The following is a 21,865-nucleotide window of genomic DNA, read 5'->3' as shown; positions in this document are numbered from 1 at the left end:
GGCTCAGACCGCCGGGCCGGTGGACTGCGGGGTCGAGATGACGCCGGTCAGCTCCGACTCGGGGATCGCGAGGATGGCCGGCTCGTCGAAGATGTCACCCATCTGCGACGGTACGCCGGTCTTGGCGCACTCCTCGAGGAACTTGCGGTGCACCCGCGGGTCCTGCTCGTCGTACTCGATCTGGCGGCCGCCCTTGGAGACCGAGACCGCACCCGCGCCCTCGGCGCTGCGGCGGCGCAGCGCGATGAACGGGTAGCGCCGGCTGCCCAGGCTGCAGGCGAGGTAGCGGGCCGGCTGGTCGGCGGTGTTGAAGTGCTGGTGGAACATCCAGAACGGCGGGGTGTACATGATGCCGTGACGCCAGGGCAGCTCCACGAACTCCTCGTCGCCTTCGTACCAGAGCAGCGAGTAGCCGGAGCCGTCGACGGCGTGCACGTGGGTGCCGGCCGCGTGGCGGTGGGCCTTCTTGTAGCGGCCCACCGGCATCTGCGAGACGTGCGAGTGCATCGTGCCCTCGGCCAGGATGAAGTTGACGTTCATCGAGCCCTTGCCGCGGCCCTCGAACTCGTAGAGCTTGAAGGAGCTGACGTCGTGGACGAAGTTGGTCTCCCAGACGTTCTGCACCTTCACCGAGGACTTGTTGTAGACGTTGTGCTGACCCTCGCCGTCGAAGTACTTCGGGTCGCTGACGCGGTCGGTGAAGTCGAAGTCGTTGTTAAAGACGAAGTCGAGGTTGTGGTACAGGTTGATCGTCAGCGGCGCGTCGTTGGTGACCGAGAGCCGGACCGGCTCGGACGACGAGCCGTTGAAGATCTGGTACTTGCAGTTCAGCGGGATCGCGAAGATCGCCTTCGGGCCGAACTCGAAGGTGCGCTGGGTGCCGTCCGGCAGCCACACGACCGTGGAGCCGTGGCCGGCGAGGACGAAGAAGAACGCTTCGTAGAGGTGCCGCACGACCTCGGTGTTCTTGCGCGGCTCCACCTCGAGGACGTAGTTGGCCATGAAGTCGCCCATGCCCTTGGTGTGGGCGAAGCAGCCCTTGGCGCCGTAGCGCTCCCACGGGCCGGTCTCGAGGGCGAGCAGGTCGTGACCGAAGTCGAGGTGGATCGGGATGCCCTCGCCCTCGGCCCAGTCCTTGTAGGGGTCGACCAGGTACCCGGGCTCGGCCTGCGCCAGCGGGGCGTCGGACGTCTGCGTCATGGAGTCATGACCTCCTCAGTAGTGGTGGCGCGGCCCAGCGCCGCGGTGGTCGGGAACACGAGGGACTTGATCACGACGGGTACGGCGCCCGAGGTCGCCAGCAGCTCGCCGATGTCGATGAAGTCGAAGGCCTGCAGGACGAGCCCGTCGATGGAGACCACCGGGACCGGCAGCCCCAGCTCCTCGTTGACGTGGATGCCGATCAGACCGCCGACGTCGCCGCTGCCGACCAGCACCAGCGGCACGCCGCTCGCGCCATCATGGGGGGTCCACTCGGCCATGCCGGCGGCGACGCCGCGGCAGAACGCATCGAGCCGCCCGAAGGTCGCGGATCCCTGCCAGTCGTAGCACAGGGCGATCGGCTGGTCCTTCGGCATCTCGTCGAAGTGCTGCAGCTCGTCGCGGATGGCAGCCGCGATCCGGTCCGCGTCCAGCTCCTCGTCGCCCAGCGGCAGCTGCGGCATCAGGACCGGGACGTTGCGCAGCGGGAGGAGGGAGGTCGGCTCCACGAAGATCGTGGTGCCGCTGACCTGCACGGTGTACTGCGAGGCACCGACCACGGTGGCACGGATGCCCTGCTCGGCCACCTGCAGCTCTGGGCCCCAGCCGTCGACCCGGGCGCGGATCGCCTCCGCGAGCCGCGGGCCCAGGTCACCGTGCTCGCTGGTGTCGCGCCCGTAGACGTACTCCGCGACACCGCCCGAGAACGAGAGCGCCCCGGGCACCGGGCCACCTGGCAGCGGCTCCAGGCGCAGCAGGTCGCTCGTGGCCGCCGGCGGCGTCCCTCCCTGCATGGCGGCGAACAGGTGGTCGGCCATCACGTCGACGAGGCGCGCCAGCCCGTCCGGATCCGGCACCTCGCCGAGGACGAGGGTGAGGCCGGCCTCGGCCCCGAGGCGACGGGCCGCCTCCTCGATCCGGGTGACCCGACCGTCCGCGTCGAAGGCGACGATGCGGGCACCGATGTCGATCGCGGTCAGTGCCTCGACCTCGCCGTCCCGGCAGACGGCGATCTTGGAGGTGCCGCCGCCGACGTCGACGTTCATGGTGCGGTCGCGGTTGCGCTCGGACCGCCTCACTGCCCCGGACCCGAACGCCGAGAGCTGCGTCTCCAGCGCGTCGCCGGCGCTGACGGAGACGAACTTGCCCGCGTGCTCGGAGAACACCTCGGCGATGATGCGCGAGTTGCGGCGACGCACCGCGACACCGGTCATGATCAGGGCGCCGGTGTCGATCTGCTCCGGCAGCACGCCGGCCTCGGCGTACTGCCGGTCGAAGAACGCGCGCAGCGCGTCACCGTCGAGCGTGTCGCCCGCCGTGTCGCTCGTGCTGTACGGCGTCAGCAGGACCTCCGAGGTGTGCGTCACCTCGCGTGACGTCACGACGTAGCGGTTGTCCCGACGCTCCAGCACGATCCGCGACAGCACCATGTGCGTCGTGGACGAGCCGATGTCGACGCCCACGCTGACGAGCCGGATCTCGTCGTCCTCCAGGATCAGGCTGCGCCCTCCGCTGGTGAAGATCCGGCCGCCGGCGTGGTCGAGCGGCGTGGACTCAGCGGGGTCACTGAATCCCATCAGCCATCTGCCGCTTCTTGTAGTCCCACTCGATGCCCTCTGGCTTCTCGTACCACGTCGGGTCCATCCGCAGCTCGACGCCGTTCTCCTTCAGGAGCGACTCGTACTCGTTGCGGACGTGCGGGTCCTCCTGCCAGTACGCGATCGCGGTGCCGCCCTCGTGGAGCTCGCGCGCCGTGTAGTCGGTGTGCTTGGAGCCCGGCGCGCCCGGGTCACGACCCGGGTTGTGCGGACCGAACCAGGCGCTGAGGCGGAACGGCTCCTTGGAGACCGAGAAGTGCTGGTGGTACCAGCGCTGGCCGCCCGGGGCGGCGGTGATGAAGCCGAACTGCTCGTAGTCGAGGCGCTGCACCTGGTCGCCGTTGCCGTCGGCCCACGGGGTCGGGCCGAGGTGCTCGGGCCAGGTGTGGGTGTACCCCTTGCCCTTGAGGCAGATCAGGATCGCCGCGGAGGTGTGCGCGTGCGCCTTGGAGTAGCGGCCGTTCTCGTGCTGCGCGATCCAGTAGTAGAACTGGTTGTCGGTCATGTACGGCTCGACGCGGCGGTAGCCCGGCGAGCGACGGTTGTCGAGCGGCAGGTCGCAGTTGACGACGTCGGGGATGAAGTTGGTGCGCCGCATGGCGAGACCGCGGACCGGGTCGGGCTCGACCTCCTCGCGGTACTTGTAGAAGTCGTCGGCACCGCTGAAGCGGTCGCGGAAGATGAAGTCGTTGTTGAAGACGGCCTCGACGTTGTTGAGCTGGTTGAGCACGTTCGGCGCGGTGTTGCCGGCCATCAGCACGGCAGGCTTGGAGGTGGCGTTGACGATCCGGAACCAGGCGTTCATCGGGATCGAGAACATCGACCCCTTCTGCCACTCGAAGACGTGCTTGTTGACGTCCCCCTCCTGCCAGACCTCACAGGTGCCGCGACCCTCGACGGCGAGGTAGATCTCCTCGAACATGTGCTTCTCGGGGTTGAGCGCGCCACCGGCCGGGACCTCGACGACGAAGTGGCCCCACTTGGTCTCGGTGCCGTAGGTCTGGATGTAGCTGCCACGGCCGCCCTTGCGCTCCCAGTCCTCGCGCGGCAGGTCGAGGACGGTGCGCACTCCAAGACCGCGCCACACCGGGATGCCCTCGGACTCCATGAAGGTGTCGTAGGGGGTCGGCTGCTTCTTGAAGTCGCCGAAGCCCGCCCGCGCGTGTCCCGTCGGCTCCTGCCAGACCTTCTGTGTCGTCTTGTCCTCGGACATCAATGAGCCTCCAGTGGGTGCGCGGGTGGTTATGGTCCAAAGGTTAGACCAACGAGATGGGAGTGGCAACCGTCACGCTCAGATGACGAAGCTCTCCCGTGACTCCGGGGCGAACAGGTCGTCGGGGCGCAGGCATTTAGGCGAGAGCCCCTGCGCGTGGTGGTAGCGCAGGAAGGTCTCGAGCACCCGGCGGTTCGGCTCGAGTCCGTAGGACCAGAAGTCCTCCCCCAGCAGCGCGCGGTCGGCCTCGGCGTGCTGGATGAGCCACGGCGACATGAACCGCAGCGCCGAGGAGTCAAGGAACGCGTCGTACGCCAGGTCCTTGGCCCGCGTGAACGCCTTGTAGAGCGACTGCGCGATCCACCGGTCGGCCTCGTAGACGTCGCGGCGGATGGCGACCACGTGCATGATCGGGAAGATCGCGGTGCGCGCGAAGTACTCCTTCTCTGCCGCCACCGGGTCGGAGAAGAGCCGGCGCACCCGACCGTCGCCGGCGTGGAACGAGCTCGGGATCCGAGGGCCGTAGAACGCGTCGATCTCGCCAGTGTGCAGCATGTCGGCGAGGGTGCGGTCGGCCGGGATCGCGCTCAGGTCGTACGGCGTCTCGATGGCGCCCTTCTCGATCCGCCCGGGGGTCTCCTGGCCGCCGGTCAGGTAGCTGACCGAGCCGACCGGGACCTCGTACGCGTCCTCGAGGATGCCGCGGATCCAGACGTTGGCAGTGAGCTGGAACTCCGCGTTGCCGACCCGCTTGCCGCGCAGGTCGGACGGCTGCTCGATGCCCGCGTCGGCGTTCACGAAGATGCCGCCGTGACGGAACATCCGCGAGGTGAAGACCGGGAGCGCGACGAACGGCGGGTCATCCCGGCCAAGCGTGGCGGCGTACGTCGACAGCGACATCTCCGCGACGTCGAACTCGCGATGACGCAGCATCCGGAAGAAGGTCTCCTCGACCGGCAGCCGCAGGTAGGTCAGGTCGATGCCGTCCGGCACCACGGTCCCCTCCAGCAGCGCTCGCGTGCGGTCGTAGTCCCCGCACGCGAGCGTCAGCGGGAGTCGCCGCATCAGACGCCGGTGCCGAGGCGCGTGGCCAGCCCCGGGTAGACGCGCAGCGCGTTGTCGGTCATGACCTTGGCGCGGTCGGCGTCGCTCAGCTCCGCCGCCTCGAGGTAGCGCAGCGTGTCGTCCCACTCGATGCCGGTGGCCGGGTCGGCACCGCGGACGGCACCGAGCATCTCCGAGGCGAAGAGCACGTTGTCGGCCGGGACGACGTCGAGCAGCAGGTCGATGCCCGGCTGGTGGTAGACGGCGGTGTCGAAGAAGACGTTGCGCCACAGCTCGGCCGGGTCCTGCCAGCCGTTGCGCATGGCCAGGCCCCGGAACCGGCCCCAGTGGTACGGGACGGCTCCGCCGCCGTGCGGGATCAGCAGGCGCAGCCTCGGGAAGCGGCTGAAGAGGTCGGACTGCAGCAGCTGCACGAAGACGCTGACGTCGGCGTTGAGGTAGTGCGCGCCCAGGGTGTGGAAGTTGGGGTTGCACGCCGTGGAGACGTGGACCATCGCCGGGGCGTCGAGCTCCTCGAGCACCTCGTAGACCGGGAACCACGACTCGTCGGTGATCGGCTTGCCGGCCCACGTGCCCGAGGGGTCGGGGTTGAGGTTGACGCCCACGAAGCCGAGCTCGCCGACGGTACGGCGGATCTCCGCGACGACGCCGTCGATGTTCCCGGCCGGCGTCTGCGGCAGCTGGGCCACCGGCGCGAACGCGGTCGGGTAGAGCTCGGCGATGCGGTGCACCAGGTCGTTGGACGCCTGGGCCCACGCCGTCGCCACCGCGGCGTCGGGCACGTGGTGCTCCATGCCGGATGCCTTCGGCGAGAAGAGCATGACGTCGCCGCCGCGCTCCTTGAGCACGCGGAGCTGGTTCCTCTCGACGCTCTCGCGCAGCTCGTCGTCACTGATCGGTGCCATCGCCGGGGCGGCGCCACCGGAGGAGAGCGCAGCCAGCTGGGCGTCACGGAACGCCTGGAGCTGACCCGGAGCGGTCGTGTAGTGACCGTGGATGTCGATGATCGGACGGCTCACAGCCCCTGCTCCTTGCGGTAGTCCTCGTAGTCGACGTAGCGGACGCCCGCCTGCTCGAGCAGCGGACGCATGTTGTTGACGTCGAGGGCGATCTCGCCGGCCAGGTACCGGGCCCGCGCCTTCGCCTCCTTCTCCTCGCGCGCCTGCGACGCGGCGAGCACGTCGGCGGCCTCCAGACGCGGTACGACGACCACGCCGTCGTCGTCGGCGAGGATCACGTCGCCGGGGTGGACGATCCGGCCGGCGATACCGATCGGGACGTTGACGTCGCCGAGGTTGCCCTTGCCGCAGCCTTCGGCGGAGACCGCCTTGGACCACACCGGGAAGCCCATCTCGTTGAGGTCGGCGACGTCGCGCACGCCCGCCTCGATGACGAGCCCGCGCACGCCGCGCACCTTCAGGGTCGTGGCGAGCAGGTCGCCGAAGTAGCCCATGTCGCACGGAGCGGTCGGCACGACGACGAGCACGTCACCCTCGCCGCACTGCTCGACCGCGACGCCGATGGTGGTGTTGTCACCGGGAGCGACGGTGACGGTGACCGCGGTGCCGGCGACCCGGACCCCGCGCTGGCGGGGCCGGATGTGGGAGCCGAGCAGCCCACGGCGACCCTGCGCCTCGTGGACGGTCGCGACGCCGTAGCCGGCGAGCGCGCCGACGACCTCGCGGTCGGCGCGCGGCGGGTTGGTGACGACGATGGGGCTCATCGGGCGACCACCCCGCCGGCCTGGCCGATCATCGACGGCATCATCGAGACGTGGATCGCGTCCTCGTCGGTCTCGCCGGCGAGCACCCGGATGGCGTGGTCGACCTGGTCGATGCCGTAGCGGTGCGTGGCGAGCTTCTCCAGCGGGTAGCGGTGCGAGGCGAGCTGGGCCACGGCGAGCTCGCAGGCGTTGAAGGAGTGGCCGCGGGCGGACTTGATGGTGATCGCCTTCTCGGTGATCTTCTTGACCGGGAAGTCCGGGAACGCCGCCAGCTCGCCCTGGATCAGCAGCGTGCCCTCGCGGCGCTTGAGGACGTCGACGCCGAGCAGCACCGGGGCGGTTCCGGCCCGCGAGGTGCAGTCCAGGACGTAGTCGACGCCGCGGCCACCGGTCAGGTCCATGACCTTCTCGCGCGGGTCCTCGGTGAGGACGTCGACGGCCGCGTCGGCACCGAGCTCCTCGGCCAGCTCGAAGCGGTGCTGGTCGCGGGTGGTGCCGGACACGATGACCTGCGCCGCACCCGCGGTCTTCGCCGCGACGAGCTGGGCGAGGCCCTGCTGGCCCGGCCCCTGGATGAGGACGGTGTCGTTGTAGCCGACGCCGGCCGTCAGCAGCGCCCACTCGATGCCGTTGGAGAGCGGCATGACCAGGCCGGCCTCCTCCGCTGTAATGCTGTCCGGGATCTTGTGCATGACCGCGTTCCACGGCAGGTAGACGTACTCCGAGAAGCCGCCCCACAAGGTGCCCTCGAAGCCGGTCGAGGTGTAGCCGAAGCGACGGGCGTCGGGGTTGGTGCGCCAGTCGGTCGCCTCGCAGTGGCGGTACTCGCCGATCCGGCACCACTCGCAGCTGTAGCAGGCGACGTAGTGCTCGAGGAAGATCCGATCGCCGATCTCGACGTTGTGGCGCTGGAGGAACTTCTCCCCCGCCTCCGCGATCACACCGACGTTCTCGTGGCCCATGATGACCTCGCCCTGGGTGGCGGCGAAGGTGGGCGGGTTGGTGTAGAGCTTGACGTCGGTGCCGCAGATGCCGGCGACCTCCACCTTCAGCAGCGCGGATTCGGCATCGATCCGCGGCTTGTCGAACTCGCGCATCTCGGTCGTGCCGGGCGCGGTTCGGACGGCCGCGAGCACCTTGTCGGTCATCTGTTCTCCATCGATCGAACGTCCATTGGCAGAATGGTCTGACCAACATATCATCGCCCTATGCGACAGCTCTCGACCTTGACCCGCGCCCAGGGCGCCAACCGCGCGCTGATCGACGGCGACGTCACCCCGTCGGGCTACTCGCTGACGTTCGCCGAGGAGCCGGTCCTGGTGAAGGGCTTCCGAAAGATGGTCCGGGGCCTGGAGTACGACGTCGCCGAGCTCGCCGTCACCACCTACCTGACCGCCAAGGAGCACGGTGCGGCGTTCACCGCGCTGCCGATCTTCATCGTCCGCGACTTCCACCACGGCAAGACCCAGGTGCTCGAGGACGGACCCATCAGGACGGCCGCCGACCTGACCGGCAAGCGGGTCGGCGTCAACCGCGGCTACACCGTGACCGCCGGCGTCTGGGCCCGGGCGGCGCTCGCCGACGCCGGGCTCGACCTGTCGTCGGTGACCTGGGTCCTCTCCGGTGACGAGCACGTCGCGACGTACGTGCCGCCGGCCAACGTCGAGTCCGCGCCCGAGGGCCGCACCCTGGAGGAGCTGCTGCTCGCCGGCGAGCTCGACGCGGTCGTCAACGCCGGCATCGAGAACGACGCCGTGGTCTCGCTGCTGCCCGCCGACGCCGCCTGGGACTCGCTGAAGGAGACGGGCTTCGTGCCGGTCAACCACCTCGTGGTGGTCCGCGACGACCTGATCGCCGAGCACCCGGACCTGCCGGTCGCTCTGTTCGAGGCCTTCGCCGAGGCCAAGCGCCGCTACGTGGCACGGCTGCAGGACGGCCTGGCCGAGACCAAGCAGGACCGCAACTTCCAGAGGTTCACCGAGATCACCGGCGACGCGGACCCGCTCCCCTACGGCGTCGAGCCCAACCGCGCCGTCCTGGAGAAGCTCATGGAGAACGCCGTCGCCCAGGGGATCCTCACGCAACCGGTCGCGATCGAGGACGTGTTCGCCGCGGAGACCCTGCACCTGCAGGGCTGAGGTCGCGGAAGACCCTCGGAACACCGGTCCGCACCTCGAGCGCGCTGGCGTCGGGGTCGCTGAGCCCGACGAGCAGCTGGGTCAGCATCCGCAGGGTGTTGCCGTGGGAGACCACGAGCACGGTCTCGTCCGCGTCCAGCGCGGGGAGCAGCTCGCCGTCGAGGTACGGCTCCAGCCGGGCGCGGACGTCGGCCAGGCTCTCCCCCCGCCCGGACGCGTCGGCGGGCGGTCGGTCCTCGATCCCACGCCGCCAGCGTGCGACCGCGTCGGCGCCGTAGCACTCGACGGCCTCGGTCCGGGCCATACCCTGCAACGCTCCGTAGTGCCGCTCGTTGAGCCGCGGCGTGGCCAGCACCGGCACCGTCGAGGCGCCGCACGCGTCCAGCATCAGGTCGGCGGTGTTGCGTGCCCGGGCCAGCAGCGAGGTGTGGACGAGCGTGGGCACGATCCCCTGCTCCCGCAGCCATCGGCCGGCCGAGCGGGCTTCGGTCCGACCCACCTCGGTGAGCGCGACGTCCGCCCAACCGGCGAACCGGTCGGTGGCGTTCCAGGCGCTCTCGCCGTGGCGGACGAGGATCAGCATCGGGCCGACCTAGTGCCGGCCGAGGAACTCGAGCACGCGCTGCTGCGAGGCGGCCGGCGTCTGCTCGGCCACGGGGACGTCCCAGTAGTCGGTGTCGGGGAGGCACTCCTCGAGATACCGCGCCGCGGAGCGGGTGTGGGACAGGTCCTCGCCCGGCACGATCAGGGCGGGGACGTCGAGGACGGCGAGGTCCTCGGGCTCGACGCCGGGCACCGTGTCACGGTCGAAGAGCACCCGGGAGGTGCCGCTGACGATCGCGAGGTACCGGTCGAGGCTGGTGGCGGCGTACGACGCGGCGAAGCTGTCGTCGGTGCGGAGCGGCGCCGCCCACGGGCCGACCCGCGGGTCCTTGCTGAACCCGGCGCCGGACTCGCGGGCCAGGTCGACGACGGCCTGCAAGCCGTGCTCGACCACGAACCCGATGTGCTGGTGGAAGCGCTTGTGCTGCGCCGCGCGGTAGGTGTAGCCGCCGGCCGGCGAGAACAGCACCATGCTGCTGACCCGGTCGGGACGTGCCACGGCGAGGGCCGCGGCCGTCGAGCAGCCGACGCAGCCGCCCATGGCGTGGACCTTCTCGACGCCGAGGTGGTCGAGCAGCCCGACCGCCTGGGCGACGTACTTGTCCCAGGAGAGGCGCTCGAGGCGGCCGCCGGACTGCCCGGACTCGCGGCGGTCGAAGACGATGCAGGTGTAGCTCTCCGACAGAGCGCCGACGAACCCGAGGTCCTTGTAGCGACCGAAGGTCGTCCAGTTCTCCAGGCTCGAGTCGAAGCCGCCCGGGCTGAACATGAGAACAGCCGGCCCCTCGCCGACGGTCTCGTAACGGGTCCTGATTCCGTCGAGGTCGACGATGGGCACGGCTGCTCCTCTGACTGGCTCTGATTCGCGCTGACTGGTGCTGTGACGGGCTTACTTCTGGCCGCGGAGCTTCCTGGCTCCCCGGATGTCGGAGGCACACTCGACGAGGGCGTCGAAGGCCACCTTGGCGACGTTCGCGTAGGTGTCCGGCTCCTTGTCGACGTTGCCGGCGCTGTAGCCGATCGCCGCCGTCACCATCCGGATCCGGCCGTCGAGCCAGGGGCCGCCCCCGAAGCCGCCGAGCACCGGGATGCCCACCGCCTCGACCACCGCCGGGCCGACGACCGGACCGGAGTTGGTGAAGTTGAGCGCGACCGCGCCCGCGGACTCGAGCCGCTTGGCCTCGGCGACCATCTCGTCGACCATCTCGTCGGGCACGTGGACGCCCTCGGCGGCCTGGTAGTCGATGCCGTACTTCAGCGACGTCTGCGGCGTGATGCCGAACTGCGGGAAGACGGGGATGCCGGCCCGCGTGATGGCCTCCACGGCCTCCGGGTGGTCCGAGGCGCCGTCGAGCTTCACCAGGTCGACGCCGGCCTCCTTGACCATCCGGATGGCGGCCGTGACGGCGCTGGCCGGCCCCTCCTGCAGCGGGCCGAAGGGGAAGTCCACGCTGAGCAACGCGCGCCGCACCCCGCGGCGGACCGCCTTGGCGACCACGAGGATCTCGTCCATCGTGATCTCCAGCGGGTGCGGCTGCCCCCAGAGGTTGACGCCGACGGTGTCGCCGACCGAGACGATGTCGGCGCCGGCACGGTCCGCGAGCTGGGCCATCTGGTAGTCCCAGGCGACGAAGCAGACGCTCTTCTCGCCGGCCGCCTTCATCGCCTGGAGCGACGGCACGCTGACCTTCGAGGGCGCGCCCGTGCTCATGCGCGGGTCGCCCAGAGCAGCTCGACCAGGTCGTCCGGCTCCGCCGGGACCAGGAGCACCCGGGCGTGCGGCCGCAGGTGGTGCAGTGCGTCGCTGTCCAGATCGCCGGGCGTCATCGCCAGCCCCGCGGTCATGATGCCCTGGTTGTAGCAGACCTCGCCGAGGTGAGCCATCGCCGCGGCGTTCTCGCCGGAGACCGACACCATGACGAGCGTGTTGGACTCGGCGATCTCGCCTTCGAGCGCCACGGTCTCCCCGTCCATCGTCACCAGCTCGGTGCCGGGGTCACTGGTGACGTAGAAGCGGGCCTCACCCCACTCCAGCTCCGACGCGGCACGGACGATCTCGGCCGCCTCGGCGTCGAGCGCGATGATGCGGGTGTTGCGGGCGGCCGGCAGCGGGTAGTCGATGCGGAACGCCGCCTCCTTGGCGGTGGTCGCCTCGGCACACGAGCTGGGCCCGACCGGGATCGACAGGTTCTCGAACATGGCCGACCTCAGACCGTCGTGTGGGGCTTGCCCGGCTCGGCCCTCATCGCCTCGCCGATGCCGTCGACGAAGGCCTGCTCGCGGGGCAGCACCTTGGCGACGGAGCGGACCTTCTGGTCCTGCGGGCGGTTGCCGACCGGCTCGACGCCCTCCTGCAGGGCGAGCGCGGCCTTGCGGAGCTTCTGGCGGGCCTTGATGATGCCGGCATCCGTCGCGACCAGGCGCTCCTTGGTCCGGTCGACGATCGGGCCCATCGACTCCTGGAGCGAGGAGTCCTGCAGCGCGATGCCCTCGATGCCGGAGTAGGTCTCGCCGCGGCGCTGGGCCTCGCGGTCCATGAGGTAGTCGTTGTCCTTGTTGGCCAGCGGACGGTACGCCGCGTCGTTGGCACTGTGGACGCCCTTGCCGGCGCGCATGGCGGCGACCTCGACGTCGGTCAGCTTCCGGGTGGGGTGGTAGTCGAAGCTGTACGCCCAGCAGTTCTCGTCGTCGATCGGGACCCAGAAGTGGCCGTGGACCGGGTGGTCGCCGCGCGGCGGGACCATCGTGAAGTTCGGGAGCACCCACGGCGTCACGCGCCAGTAGTAGGTGTCCTCCTCGGCGTTGCGCCGGGCGCCGATCAGCAGGCCGCCCTCGTAGTCGACGACCTCGAAGAAGGGCTTGAGGTCGCCCTTGTTGTACTCGTTGCCCTTCGAGCCCTTGAACAGCGGGTCGCTCTCCAGGTTGCCGCCGTGCAGGAAGGTGACGTGGCTGGAGTCGATGCCGCCCTCGAGCGCCTGCAGCCAGTTGCACTCCTGCAGCCGCTTGGAGGTGAAGACCTGGCCCTCGGGAACGGTGTAGGCCTCCCACTCGGGCAGAGGCGGCTGCTTCGCCGGGTCGCCGAGGTAGGCGAAGAGGACGTCGCCGAGCTTGACCATGGGGTAGGACTTCAGCTTGACGCTGGCGCAGAAGTTGCCGTTGTCCGCCTCGCTCGGCACGTCGACGGCCTGGCCGGTGACGTCGTACTTCCAGCCGTGGTACGGGCAGCGGAGGCCGTTCTCCTCGTTGCGGCCGAACCACAGCGAGGCGCCGCGGTGCGCGCAGAACTCGTCCATCAGGCCGTAGCGGCCCGAGCTGTCACGGAAGGCGATGAGACGCTCCGAGAGGACCTTGACCCGCACCGGCGGGCAGTCGTTCTCGGGGAGCTCCTCGGCCAGCAGCACGGGCTGCCAGTAGCGCCGGAAGAGCTCACCCATCGGCGTACCAGGGCCGGTCTGCGTGAGCAGCTCGTTGATCTCGGTGCGAAGCATCGTCGTTCCTTCCAGAACCAGATTGAGGCTTAACTATCAGACCATTAAGCGGATGACAATGGTCCGGAAACTCGGGCTGGCGGCGGTCAGTTCTGGTGCGCGGGAACGTCGACGGTGAGACCGTCGAGCTCCTCGGTGATGGCGATCTGGCAGCCGAGGCGGCTGCAGTCCTGGCGATCGGTCACCCCGAGGTCCAGGAGGTCGTCCTCCATGTCGTTCGGACCGCCCACCGCCGCGCTGAACTCCTCGCGGACGATCACGTGACACGTCGCGCAGGAGTTGTTGCCTCCGCACTCGCCGATGATGCCGGGCACCCCGTTGCGCAGAGCGGCACTCATCACGCTCTCGCCGACGGCAGCGTCGACGACCCGCTCGTCACCGTCACTACCCACGTACACGACCTTCGGCACGAGACTTCCCTTCGTTCCAACTAATGGCCTAACCATTGTGCCTTCGTGGCCCAGGTCACGTCAACCTCTGCGGAGGTCCGGCGCCCTAGGGTGTCGCCATGCCCCAGCTCGACCCGATCCGCGAGGCGCGCCGACAGTGGGACGCCCACGGCTGGACCGACGCCGCGCCCGGAATGGCGATGGTCACCTCCGTCGCCCGCGTCCACCAGCTGCTGATGGAGCGCATCGACGCCGTGCTGCGCCCGCACGAGCTGACGTTCGCCCGCTACGAGGTCCTCCGGCTGCTCTCCTTCACTCGCGCCGGAGCCCTGCCGATGACGAGGCTCGGCTCGCTGCTGCAGGTGCACCCCACCTCGGTCACCTCGGCGGTCGACCGGCTGGAGAAGCAGGGCTTCGTACGCCGGGAGCGCGGCGAGACCGACCGCCGGGTCGTGCTCGCGGCGATCACCGACGCGGGCCGCGAGGTGGTCGAGGCGGCCACCGACGGGCTCAACGACGAGGTGTTCGCCAAGCCGGGTGCCTCCCCCGCCGACGTGGTCGCGCTGACCGACCTGCTCGGCGCGGTCCGCGCAGCGCTGGGCGACCCCGTCGAGGACTGACCGCGCTATCTCGACGGGATTGGTTGGACGTCCTACTATCGGATTACTAGGACTTCCAACCTTTTGGAGCTGCGCCGCGCCATGACCGACCTTCACGTCCCCCAGCACCACGTCCGCGTCGTCACCGCGAGCAGCCTGTTCGACGGCCACGACGCCTCGATCAACATCATGCGCCGGATCTTCCAGTCGCAGGGGTGCGAGGTGATCCACCTCGGGCACAACCGGTCGGTGCAGGAGGTCGTCGACGCCGCTGTCGAGGAGGACGCGCACTGCGTGGCGGTCAGCTCCTACCAGGGCGGCCACGTCGAGTACTTCGAGTACCTCGTCGCCTCGCTGCGCGAGCGCGGGGCCGGCCACATCCGTGTCGTCGGCGGCGGTGGCGGCGTGATCGTGCCGGCCGAGATCGCGCGGCTCCGGGACTCCGGCGTGCTCATCTTCTCGCCCGAGGACGGCCAGCGGCTCGGGCTGGCGGGCATGGTCAACTCCGTCGTCCGCGAGATCGACGCCGACCTGTGGGCAGCGCGCCCGGTCACCGCCGAGGAGGTGCTGGCCGGCGACCGGGCCGCCATCGCGCGGGCGATCACCGGCGCCGAGCAGGGCCGCTTCGACCCGGCGACGCTGGGAGGCTCGACGGGCACGACCAACGGTGGGCCGCCCGTCCTCGGCATCACCGGCACCGGCGGCTCCGGCAAGTCCTCGCTGACCGACGAGCTGGTACGCCGGCTCCGGCTCGACCAGGAGGACAAGCTGCGCGTCGCCGTGATCGCCGTCGACCCCACGCGGCGACGCGGGGGCGGGGCGCTGCTGGGCGACCGGATCCGGATGAACAGCGCCGACGGGGACCAGGTCTTCTTCCGCTCCCTCGCCACCCGTGGCGCGCACGAGCTGCCCGAGCACCTCGCCGATGTGCTCGCCGTCGTCAAGGCGGCCGGCTTCGACCTCGTCGTCATCGAGACCCCCGGCATCGGGCAGGGCGACGCCGCGATCGTGCCGTTCTGCGACGTGTCGCTCTACGTGATGACGCCGGAGTTCGGGGCGGCCTCACAGCTGGAGAAGATCGACATGCTCGACTTCGCCGACGTCGTGGCGATCAACAAGTTCGAGCGCCGCGGCGCGGCCGACGCGCTGCGCGACGTGGCGCGCCAGCTGGTCCGCAACCGCGAGGCGTTCGGGTCCTCCCCCGACGACATGCCGGTCTTCGGCACCTCCGCCGCGCGCTTCAACGACGACGGGGTCACCGCGCTCTACCAGCACCTGCGCGGCCTCCTCGCCGACAAGGGGCTGGCCGTCAGCGAGGGCGCGCTCGCCCCCGTGGCGGTCAAGCACTCCAGCGAGCTGCACCCGGCCATCCCGGCCGAGCGGGTGCGCTACCTGGCCGAGATCGCCGAGACGGTCCGGGCCTACCACGCCGAGACCGAGCGGCTCGCCGGCCTGGCTCGCCGGGCGCAGGCGTTCGAGATCGTCGCGGGCGAGCTGCGGGGTGGGGTGGTCTCGACACGTCTCGCTTCGCTCGCCGGCTCGACCACCGAAGGCGAGGAGCTCGCTGGTCGAGTAGCGAGCGCCAGCGAGCGTATCGAGACCCTGCCCACCGACGTCGTGGCGCAGTTGGACGGCTGGGAGGAGACGAAGGCGGCGTACCGCGAGCGGACCAAGACCTCCCTGAGCGGCTCGGAGGTCCCCGTGGTGGCGCTGCCGCGCACCGAGGACCACGGCGAGCTGGTGCGGTTCTTCCGGCGGGAGAACCTGCCGGGCCGGTTCCCGTTCACCGCGGGGGTGTTCCCGTTCAAGCGGCCCGAGGAGGACCCGGCGCGGATGTTCGCCGGTGAGGGCGACCCGTTCCGCACCAACCGGCGGTTCAAGCTGCTGAGCGAGGGGCAGCCGGCGACCCGGCTCTCGACCGCCTTCGACAGCGTCACGCTCTACGGCCGCGACCCCGACGAGCGGCCCGACATCTACGGCAAGGTCGGCACGTCCGGTGTCTCCGTGGCGACCTTGGACGACATGAAGGCGCTCTACGACGGGTTCGACCTGCTCAGCCCCACGACGAGCGTCTCGATGACGATCAACGGCCCGGCCCCCGCCGTACTCGCGTTCTTCCTCAACACCGTGCTCGACCAGGCGCGCGAGAAGGGCATCGACCCGGAGAAGGCGCTGCAGACGGTGCGCGGCACCGTGCAGGCCGACATCCTCAAGGAGGACCAGGGCCAGAACACCTGCCTGTTCTCCACCGAGTTCAGCCTGCGCTGCATGGCCGACATCCAGGAGTGGTTCATCGAGAAGGGCGTGCGGAACTTCTACTCGGTCTCGATCTCCGGCTACCACATCGCCGAGGCCGGAGCGAACCCTCTCACCCAGCTCGCGTTCACGCTCGCCAACGGCTTCACGTACGTCGAGTCCTACCTCGCGCGCGGCATGGACATCGACGACTTCGCGCCCAACCTGTCGTTCTTCTTCAGCAACGGCATGGACCCGGAGTACTCCGTCATCGGCCGCGTCGCGCGCCGGATCTGGGCGGTCGCGATGCGGGAGCGGTACGGCGCCAACGAGCGCTCCCAGAAGCTGAAGTACCACGTGCAGACGTCGGGACGGTCCCTGCACGCGCAGGAGATGGACTTCAACGACATCCGCACCACGCTGCAGGCGCTGATCGCCATCTACGACAACGCCAACTCGCTGCACACGAACGCCTACGACGAGGCGGTCACCACGCCCACCGAGGAGTCGGTACGCCGGGCGCTCGCGATCCAGCTCATCATCAACCGCGAGTGGGGGCTGGCCATGAACGAGAACCCGCTCCAGGGCGCCTACGTCATCGACGAGCTGACCGACCTGGTGGAGGAGGCGGTGCTGGCCGAGTTCGAGCGGATCTCCGAGCGCGGCGGCGTGCTCGGGGCGATGGAGACCGGCTACCAGCGCGGGCGGATCCAGGACGAGTCGATGCTCTACGAGCAGCGCAAGCACGACGGCTCGCTGCCCATCATCGGCGTCAACACGTTCCGCCGTCCCGAGGCCCCGGCGGACCGCTCGTCGACGAGCGAGCCTGTCGAGGTCAAGCTCGCCCGCGCCACCGAGGCGGAGAAGTCCTCCCAGCTGCAGCGGGTCCGCTCGTTCCAGGACGCACACCGCTCGGAGGCCGCCGAGGCCCTCGCGCGGCTCAAGGACGCGGCGATGGCGGGCGAGAACGTCTTCGCGGTCCTCATGGACGCCGCCCGGGTCTGCACGCTCGGGCAGATCACCGAGGCGTTCTTCGAGGTCGGCGGCGCGTATCGGCGGAACGTGTGAGTCGCACTCGCTGGTCGAGTAGCCGGCGCGAGGAACGAGCGACGGCGTATCGAGACCACGGCGCGAGCGGTGGTCTCGATACGCTCGCTGGCGCTCGCTACTCGACCGACGAGGAGGCGCGATGAGGATCGTCTCGCTCGTCCCGTCGATCACGGAGGGGCTGGCCTCCGTCGACCGTGACGCGCTCGTCGGAGTGACCGACTGGTGCACCCACCCGGCGGACCTCGACGTCGCTCGAGTGCGCGGCACGAAGAACCCCGACCTGGCCGCGATCCGCTCGCTCGAGCCGGACGTGGTGATCGCGAACAAGGAGGAGAACCGCGAGCTCGACGTACGCCGGCTGCGCGACTCCGGCGTCCGGGTCGAGGTCACCGACATCCGCTCGGTGCCGGACGCCGTGGCGGCGTACGAGCATCTCTTCGACGAGGTGCTCGGCTGGGAGCGCCCGGGCTGGCTGGCCGAGGCGCGGGAGCGCTGGTGCGGGCCGCTGCCGCCGGTGACCCGGACGGTCGCGGTCCCGATCTGGCGCGACCCGTGGATGGTGGTCGGATCCGACACGTTCACCGGCGACCTGCTGCGTCGGCTCGGGTGGGAGAACGCGTTCGCCGACTCGCCGACCCGCTACCCGCACGTCACCGTCGAGGAGATCGTCGAGCGCGAGCCCGACGTCGTGCTCCTCCCCGACGAGCCGTACGTCTTCACCGCCGACGACGGCCCGGAGGCCTTTCCCGACCTGCGCACGGAGCTGGTGAGTGGCCGGCTGATCACCTGGTACGGGCCGAGCCTGATCGAGGCGGCCGATCTTGCTGCCACCTGACCTTCTCAACCCGAATCCGGCGTGTCGCGGTTGGAAAGGTCAGGTGCCCGCGGCTCAGCCGAAGGCGGGCTTCTCCTTGGCCAGGAACGCACGCACGCCCTCGGCGAAGTCGGGCCCGGCGTAGACCTCCCGCAGCAGCTCCTCCTCGCCATGCGGCACCGGCTCGAGGAACGAGGCGCGGAAGCCCAGCTGCGACTTGGTGGTCCGCAGCGTGACCGAGGACAGCCCCTGGATCGATTCGACGAGCCCGGCCAGCTCCTCCTCGAGCGAGTCGGTGACGGCGAGCAGCGCGCCGACGCCGTACGCCCGCTCGGCCGACTGCAGCCGCGCCGTCAGCAGCATCTCGCGGGTCAGCGACTCCCCGAAGACCGACGCACAGCGGAACAGCACCGGCGAGGAGAGCGCGTTGCCGAGGGTGCGAGCGATCGGGTACCCGAAGCGGGAGCCCGGCGTGGCGATCCGCAGGTCGCAGTGGGTGGCGATGGCGAGGCCGCCGCCGACGCAGACGCCGTCGATCGCGGCGACGGTGACCTGCGGGAGGTCGAACAGGGCGGTGAACATCGCCCGGATCTCACCCTCGTACGGCACCTGGTCCTGGGCGAGGAAGTCCTCGATGTCGTTCCCGGCCGCGAACGCCTTCCCGCCCGCCCCGCGCAGCACCAGCACCTTGACCGACGCGTCGGCGGCCAGCTCGCGGCACAGGGCGTGGAGGCCCTGGTACATCCCGCGCGTGAACGCGTTGAACTTCTCGGGGCGGTTGAAGGTCACCTCGACCACGCCGGGACGACGGTCGATCAGCAGCTCAGGGGAGGAAGTCACGGGCGGGAGACTAGCCAGCGCGCGAGCAGGGTCCCGTCGTGTTCCACGAGCGAGTGCAGGGTGAGGGGTACGTCGACCGGCGGGCCGCTCACCATCCGCAGCCCCTCGCCGGCGACGACGAGCGGGGTGAAGGTGGTGCACAGCTCGTCGACGAGACCGGCCCGCAGCAGGTGGCCGAGCAGTCCCGGGCCGCCCTCGCACAGCAGCTGGTCGAACCCCTCGTCCCGCAGTCCGGCCACCATCGCGCGCAGCTCGTCCGGGCCGCCGCCGGGCGCGATCCGGACGCCGTCGGCGCCCTGCAGCGTCTCCGGCAGCAACCCGCTGGCGGTGACCACGACGAGCGGCCTCACCGCCGGTCGGTACCGCTCGGCGCGGGCCGTGCCGCCGCCGACGACGATCGCGTCGGACTGGCGGCGCAGCAGGTGGAAGACCTCCTTGTCGATCGCGTTGTTGATCGACCCGGTCTTGCCGTCGCCGCCCTGGGCCGCGCCGTCCACGGTGCTCACCATGTTGACCCGCAGCCACGGCCCCTCGGGGGGCGCGTAGATCTCCTCCAACTCGTCGATCGAGTAGTCCGCCCCCTCGCTGGTCGTATCGAGCCCCCGCCCGACCAGCACCCTCATCGCTGCCACCTCATGACCCAGTACTGCACGCCGTACGGCGCGTCGTCGTAGTCCACCGACACCAACCGTGCCCCCTCGAGCGCGTCGGCAAGCGTGCCGAGCGACTCCACGGACGCCCACAGCTCCTCGGCCAGCGCAGGGTCGACCCCGCGCAGCGCCTCCGGCGACGGCTCGGCCAGCGCGTCCCGCAGGGCGGCGTCGAACCCCTCGGCACGCTCGTCGAGGTAGCCGGGTGCCTTCTCGGTCCGCTTCGCCGAGCCGTTGCCGACGACCACCAGCCCGTCCGAACCGGCCCACGCGACCGCGGCGTCGACGGCCGCACGCAGCTCGGCGACAGGGTCGATGAGCGAGGCGTACTCCGGCCTCAGCGCCAGCACTCCAGGGATCAGCACGACCTTCATTGGAGACCCCGAATCGCTCGCGCCGGCGGCCGGCGCCCGGCGATCGACCACACCATGTCGACCGTCTGGCGCGTCTCCACGACCTGGTGGACGCGGTAGATCCGCGCCCCGGCCAGGGCGCAGACAGCCGTGGCGGCCAGCGTGCCGGTGAGCCGCTCGCCGACGGGTACGTCGAGCGTCTCGCCGACGAAGTCCTTGTTCGACAGCGACACGAGCACCGGCCAGCCGGTCGCGACCAGCTCCGGCAGCCGCCGGGTGACCTCGAGGGAGTGGAAGGTGTTCTTGCCGAAGTCATGGGCCGGGTCGATGACGATCGAGTCCCGCGCGACGCCGGCGTCCAGCGCCCGTTGCGCGTAGGCCTCGCAGTCGGCCAGCACGGCGGCCACGACGTCGTCGTACTCGATGCGGTAGGGGCGCGTCCGCGGCGTCACGCCGCCGGTGTGGGTGCAGATGATCGCAGCCCGGTGCTGGGCGGCGACGTCGACCAGCTCGGGATCCGCACCGCCCCAGGCGTCGTTGAGCACGTCGGCCCCGGCCCGGCAGACCGCGTCGCCGACCTCGGCACGCCAGGTGTCCACCGAGATCACGAGGGAGGGGAACTCCGCCCGCACCCGGGCCACGAAGTCGACCACCCGGGCCTTCTCCTCCTCGGGACCGATCTCCACCCCGGGCGCGGCCTTGATGCCACCGATGTCGACGATCTCGGCGCCCTGCGCGACGACCTGCCGGACCCGCTCGAACGCCTTGTCCTCGGCCCAGGTCGCGCCCTGGTCGAAGAAGGAGTCGGGAGTCCGGTTGACGATCGCCATCATCAGCGCGTCGTTGTCGTCGAAGGCGTGCCGTCCGAGCTTGAGTGTCACGACGAGCACCCTTCCGCCGGTGGCCGTTCGGCCACGAGTACCGACCGCTCCACCGGCTCGATGCGGTCATCCACCGGCCGGAACTGGCGCAGCGACACGGCGTCCTGTCCTTGAGGTGCTCGCTGGTCGAGCTTGTCGAGACCACGCCGCTGCATCGCCGCCATGATCTGGGTCGCCATCACGCCGAGGTCGAGCAGGTCCTGGTGCCGGTGCCCACGGGTGCCGAGGTCGACCTGCGCGATGGCGTCGAGCCCGCGGGCGGACAGCGTGTCGACGAGGGCGGCCAGCTCGACGGCGTACCCGGTCGGGACCGGCAGCGAGGCGAACAGCGACCGGCGTACCGCCCACTCCCCGGCCAGCGGCTGCACCAGCCCCGAGAGCTCCGGGTGGAGCAGTGAGATCAACGGCCGCGCCACCAGCTCGGTCACCCGACCGCCGTCGAGCGGGCCGGTCTCGCCGGGCCGCTCGTAGAAGCCCTTCACGAGCTCGACGGCCGGGCGGGTCAGCAGCGGGCCGAGCAGGCCCGGCACGAAGTGGGTGTCCCATTCGACGAGGTCCGCGTCCATGAAGACGAGCACGTCGCCAGTGGTCACGAAGAGGGACTTCCACATCGCCTCGCCCTTGCCCGGGTGGGAGCCGAGGTCGGGCCGGATGGCGGCCGAGGCGAAGACGGCGGCGCCGGCGTCCGCGGCGACCTGCGCGGTCGCGTCGGTGGAGTCGGAGTCGATCACGACGATCTCGTCGACCAGCGCCACCGTGTCCATCAGCGCCGCTCGGACACGCGTGACCAGGTCGCCGACGGTGGCCGCCTCGTTGCGGGCCGGCACCACCAGGCTGACGCGGGTCGCACCCTTGGCGGCGGCCAGCTCCTCGACGGTCCACTCACCCCAGTGGTGGGTGTTCCGCTCGAACCAGGTCACGCCCCGACCCTAGCCGGGCGCTTGCCGGTCGAGCAGCGAAGGCCGCCACCCGGTAGTCGACACCGAACGTCCCACCCGGTGGCAGAGCCGGCAAGGCCGGGCTCCC

At 70.4% G+C, this 21,865-nt stretch carries 22 protein-coding genes; 4 read left to right on the top strand and 18 right to left on the bottom strand.

Annotation, left to right across the window (positions count from 1 at the left end; genetic code table 11):
• Window positions 1–3: 3 nt before the first annotated feature.
• The 7 genes from VGE38_RS05715 to VGE38_RS05685 form a co-directional block, all read right to left on the bottom strand.
• Window positions 4–1,200, bottom strand: coding sequence for a cupin domain-containing protein (locus VGE38_RS05715; RefSeq protein WP_331141573.1), 1,197 nt, complete (start codon window positions 1,198–1,200; stop codon window positions 4–6).
• Complete coding sequence (locus tag VGE38_RS05710) at window positions 1,197–2,777, bottom strand: ethanolamine ammonia-lyase reactivating factor EutA (RefSeq protein ID WP_331141572.1); 1,581 nt, start codon at window positions 2,775–2,777, stop codon at window positions 1,197–1,199. Before VGE38_RS05710 ends, VGE38_RS05715 begins: the two co-directional genes overlap by 4 nt.
• On the bottom strand, window positions 2,764–4,011 hold the full coding sequence (locus tag VGE38_RS05705) for a cupin domain-containing protein (protein WP_331141571.1): 1,248 nt from the start codon (window positions 4,009–4,011) through the stop codon (window positions 2,764–2,766). Before VGE38_RS05705 ends, VGE38_RS05710 begins: the two co-directional genes overlap by 14 nt.
• A 78-nt stretch (window positions 4,012–4,089) precedes the next feature.
• A complete protein-coding gene (locus tag VGE38_RS05700; RefSeq protein ID WP_331141570.1) occupies window positions 4,090–5,076 on the bottom strand; it encodes a substrate-binding domain-containing protein in 987 nt (328 codons plus the stop codon).
• Entirely contained in the window at window positions 5,076–6,095 is a 1,020-nt protein-coding gene (locus VGE38_RS05695; protein WP_331141569.1) for an amidohydrolase family protein, read from the bottom strand. The genes VGE38_RS05700 and VGE38_RS05695 overlap by 1 nt, the downstream gene beginning before the upstream one ends.
• Window positions 6,092–6,799: a 4-carboxy-4-hydroxy-2-oxoadipate aldolase/oxaloacetate decarboxylase gene (locus VGE38_RS05690; RefSeq protein ID WP_331141568.1), complete on the bottom strand. Its 708-nt coding sequence runs from the start codon at window positions 6,797–6,799 to the stop codon at window positions 6,092–6,094. The genes VGE38_RS05695 and VGE38_RS05690 overlap by 4 nt, the downstream gene beginning before the upstream one ends.
• The gene (locus tag VGE38_RS05685) at window positions 6,796–7,947 is read right to left on the bottom strand and encodes a zinc-dependent alcohol dehydrogenase (RefSeq protein WP_331141567.1); all 1,152 of its coding nucleotides are present in this window, start codon (window positions 7,945–7,947) and stop codon (window positions 6,796–6,798) included. Before VGE38_RS05685 ends, VGE38_RS05690 begins: the two co-directional genes overlap by 4 nt.
• 60 nt (window positions 7,948–8,007) lie before the next feature.
• On the opposite strand from VGE38_RS05685, the gene VGE38_RS05680 reads away from it, so the two are divergent.
• On the top strand, window positions 8,008–8,937 hold the full coding sequence (locus tag VGE38_RS05680; RefSeq protein ID WP_331141566.1) for an ABC transporter substrate-binding protein: 930 nt from the start codon (window positions 8,008–8,010) through the stop codon (window positions 8,935–8,937).
• Here the strand turns inward: VGE38_RS05680 and VGE38_RS05675 are convergent.
• The 6 genes from VGE38_RS05675 to VGE38_RS05650 form a co-directional block, all read right to left on the bottom strand.
• On the bottom strand, window positions 8,876–9,520 hold the full coding sequence (locus VGE38_RS05675; protein ID WP_331141565.1) for a 2,3-bisphosphoglycerate-dependent phosphoglycerate mutase: 645 nt from the start codon (window positions 9,518–9,520) through the stop codon (window positions 8,876–8,878). The two genes, VGE38_RS05680 and VGE38_RS05675, sit on opposite strands and share 62 nt — an antisense overlap.
• Window positions 9,521–9,529: 9 nt before the next feature.
• Entirely contained in the window at window positions 9,530–10,378 is an 849-nt protein-coding gene (locus VGE38_RS05670) for an alpha/beta fold hydrolase (RefSeq protein ID WP_331141564.1), read from the bottom strand.
• 51 nt (window positions 10,379–10,429) lie between these two features.
• Window positions 10,430–11,251 carry a 3-methyl-2-oxobutanoate hydroxymethyltransferase gene (locus tag VGE38_RS05665; RefSeq protein ID WP_331141563.1) on the bottom strand — a complete coding sequence of 274 codons (822 nt, stop codon included), beginning with the start codon at window positions 11,249–11,251 and terminating at the stop codon, window positions 10,430–10,432.
• Window positions 11,248–11,739, bottom strand: coding sequence for a hypothetical protein (locus tag VGE38_RS05660; protein WP_331141562.1), 492 nt, complete (start codon window positions 11,737–11,739; stop codon window positions 11,248–11,250). Before VGE38_RS05660 ends, VGE38_RS05665 begins: the two co-directional genes overlap by 4 nt.
• A gap of 8 nt (window positions 11,740–11,747) precedes the next feature.
• Complete coding sequence (locus tag VGE38_RS05655) at window positions 11,748–13,028, bottom strand: aromatic ring-hydroxylating dioxygenase subunit alpha (protein ID WP_331141561.1); 1,281 nt, start codon at window positions 13,026–13,028, stop codon at window positions 11,748–11,750.
• 86 nt (window positions 13,029–13,114) lie between these two features.
• Window positions 13,115–13,438, bottom strand: coding sequence for a 2Fe-2S iron-sulfur cluster-binding protein (locus VGE38_RS05650; protein ID WP_331141560.1), 324 nt, complete (start codon window positions 13,436–13,438; stop codon window positions 13,115–13,117).
• Window positions 13,439–13,536: 98 nt separating this feature from the next.
• On the opposite strand from VGE38_RS05650, the gene VGE38_RS05645 reads away from it, so the two are divergent.
• The 3 genes from VGE38_RS05645 to VGE38_RS05635 all read left to right on the top strand — a co-directional run bounded on the left by VGE38_RS05645 (window position 13,537) and on the right by VGE38_RS05635 (window position 18,136).
• Window positions 13,537–14,037: a MarR family winged helix-turn-helix transcriptional regulator gene (locus VGE38_RS05645; protein ID WP_331141559.1), complete on the top strand. Its 501-nt coding sequence runs from the start codon at window positions 13,537–13,539 to the stop codon at window positions 14,035–14,037.
• A gap of 81 nt (window positions 14,038–14,118) precedes the next feature.
• Window positions 14,119–17,319 carry a fused isobutyryl-CoA mutase/GTPase IcmF gene (gene icmF / locus VGE38_RS05640; RefSeq protein ID WP_331141558.1) on the top strand — a complete coding sequence of 1,067 codons (3,201 nt, stop codon included), beginning with the start codon at window positions 14,119–14,121 and terminating at the stop codon, window positions 17,317–17,319.
• Between the two features lie 121 nt (window positions 17,320–17,440).
• A complete protein-coding gene (locus VGE38_RS05635; protein ID WP_331141557.1) occupies window positions 17,441–18,136 on the top strand; it encodes a helical backbone metal receptor in 696 nt (231 codons plus the stop codon).
• A gap of 54 nt (window positions 18,137–18,190) precedes the next feature.
• Here the strand turns inward: VGE38_RS05635 and VGE38_RS05630 are convergent, their stop codons facing one another.
• Genes VGE38_RS05630 through VGE38_RS05610 form a run of 5 tightly spaced genes read right to left on the bottom strand, consistent with a single transcriptional unit; the run spans window position 18,191 to window position 21,759 of the window.
• Entirely contained in the window at window positions 18,191–18,955 is a 765-nt protein-coding gene (locus tag VGE38_RS05630) for an enoyl-CoA hydratase-related protein (protein WP_331141556.1), read from the bottom strand.
• Entirely contained in the window at window positions 18,952–19,578 is a 627-nt protein-coding gene (locus VGE38_RS05625; protein WP_331141555.1) for a dihydrofolate reductase family protein, read from the bottom strand. The genes VGE38_RS05630 and VGE38_RS05625 overlap by 4 nt, the downstream gene beginning before the upstream one ends.
• Window positions 19,575–19,979, bottom strand: coding sequence for a class III extradiol ring-cleavage dioxygenase family protein (locus VGE38_RS05620; RefSeq protein WP_331141554.1), 405 nt, complete (start codon window positions 19,977–19,979; stop codon window positions 19,575–19,577). The genes VGE38_RS05625 and VGE38_RS05620 overlap by 4 nt, the downstream gene beginning before the upstream one ends.
• Window positions 19,976–20,839 (bottom strand): dihydropteroate synthase, encoded by an 864-nt coding sequence (gene folP / locus VGE38_RS05615; RefSeq protein WP_331141553.1) that lies wholly within the window; start codon window positions 20,837–20,839, stop codon window positions 19,976–19,978. The genes VGE38_RS05620 and folP overlap by 4 nt, the downstream gene beginning before the upstream one ends.
• Window positions 20,836–21,759 carry a glucosyl-3-phosphoglycerate synthase gene (locus VGE38_RS05610; protein WP_331141552.1) on the bottom strand — a complete coding sequence of 308 codons (924 nt, stop codon included), beginning with the start codon at window positions 21,757–21,759 and terminating at the stop codon, window positions 20,836–20,838. The genes folP and VGE38_RS05610 overlap by 4 nt, the downstream gene beginning before the upstream one ends.
• Between the last annotated feature and the right edge of the window lie 106 nt (window positions 21,760–21,865).

Source organism: Nocardioides sp. (assembly GCF_036405735.1).
GTDB lineage: Bacteria > Actinomycetota > Actinomycetes > Propionibacteriales > Nocardioidaceae > Nocardioides.
The sequence above is the reverse complement of the archived record's forward strand: the minus strand, read 5'-3'. Positions and strand labels throughout refer to the sequence as shown.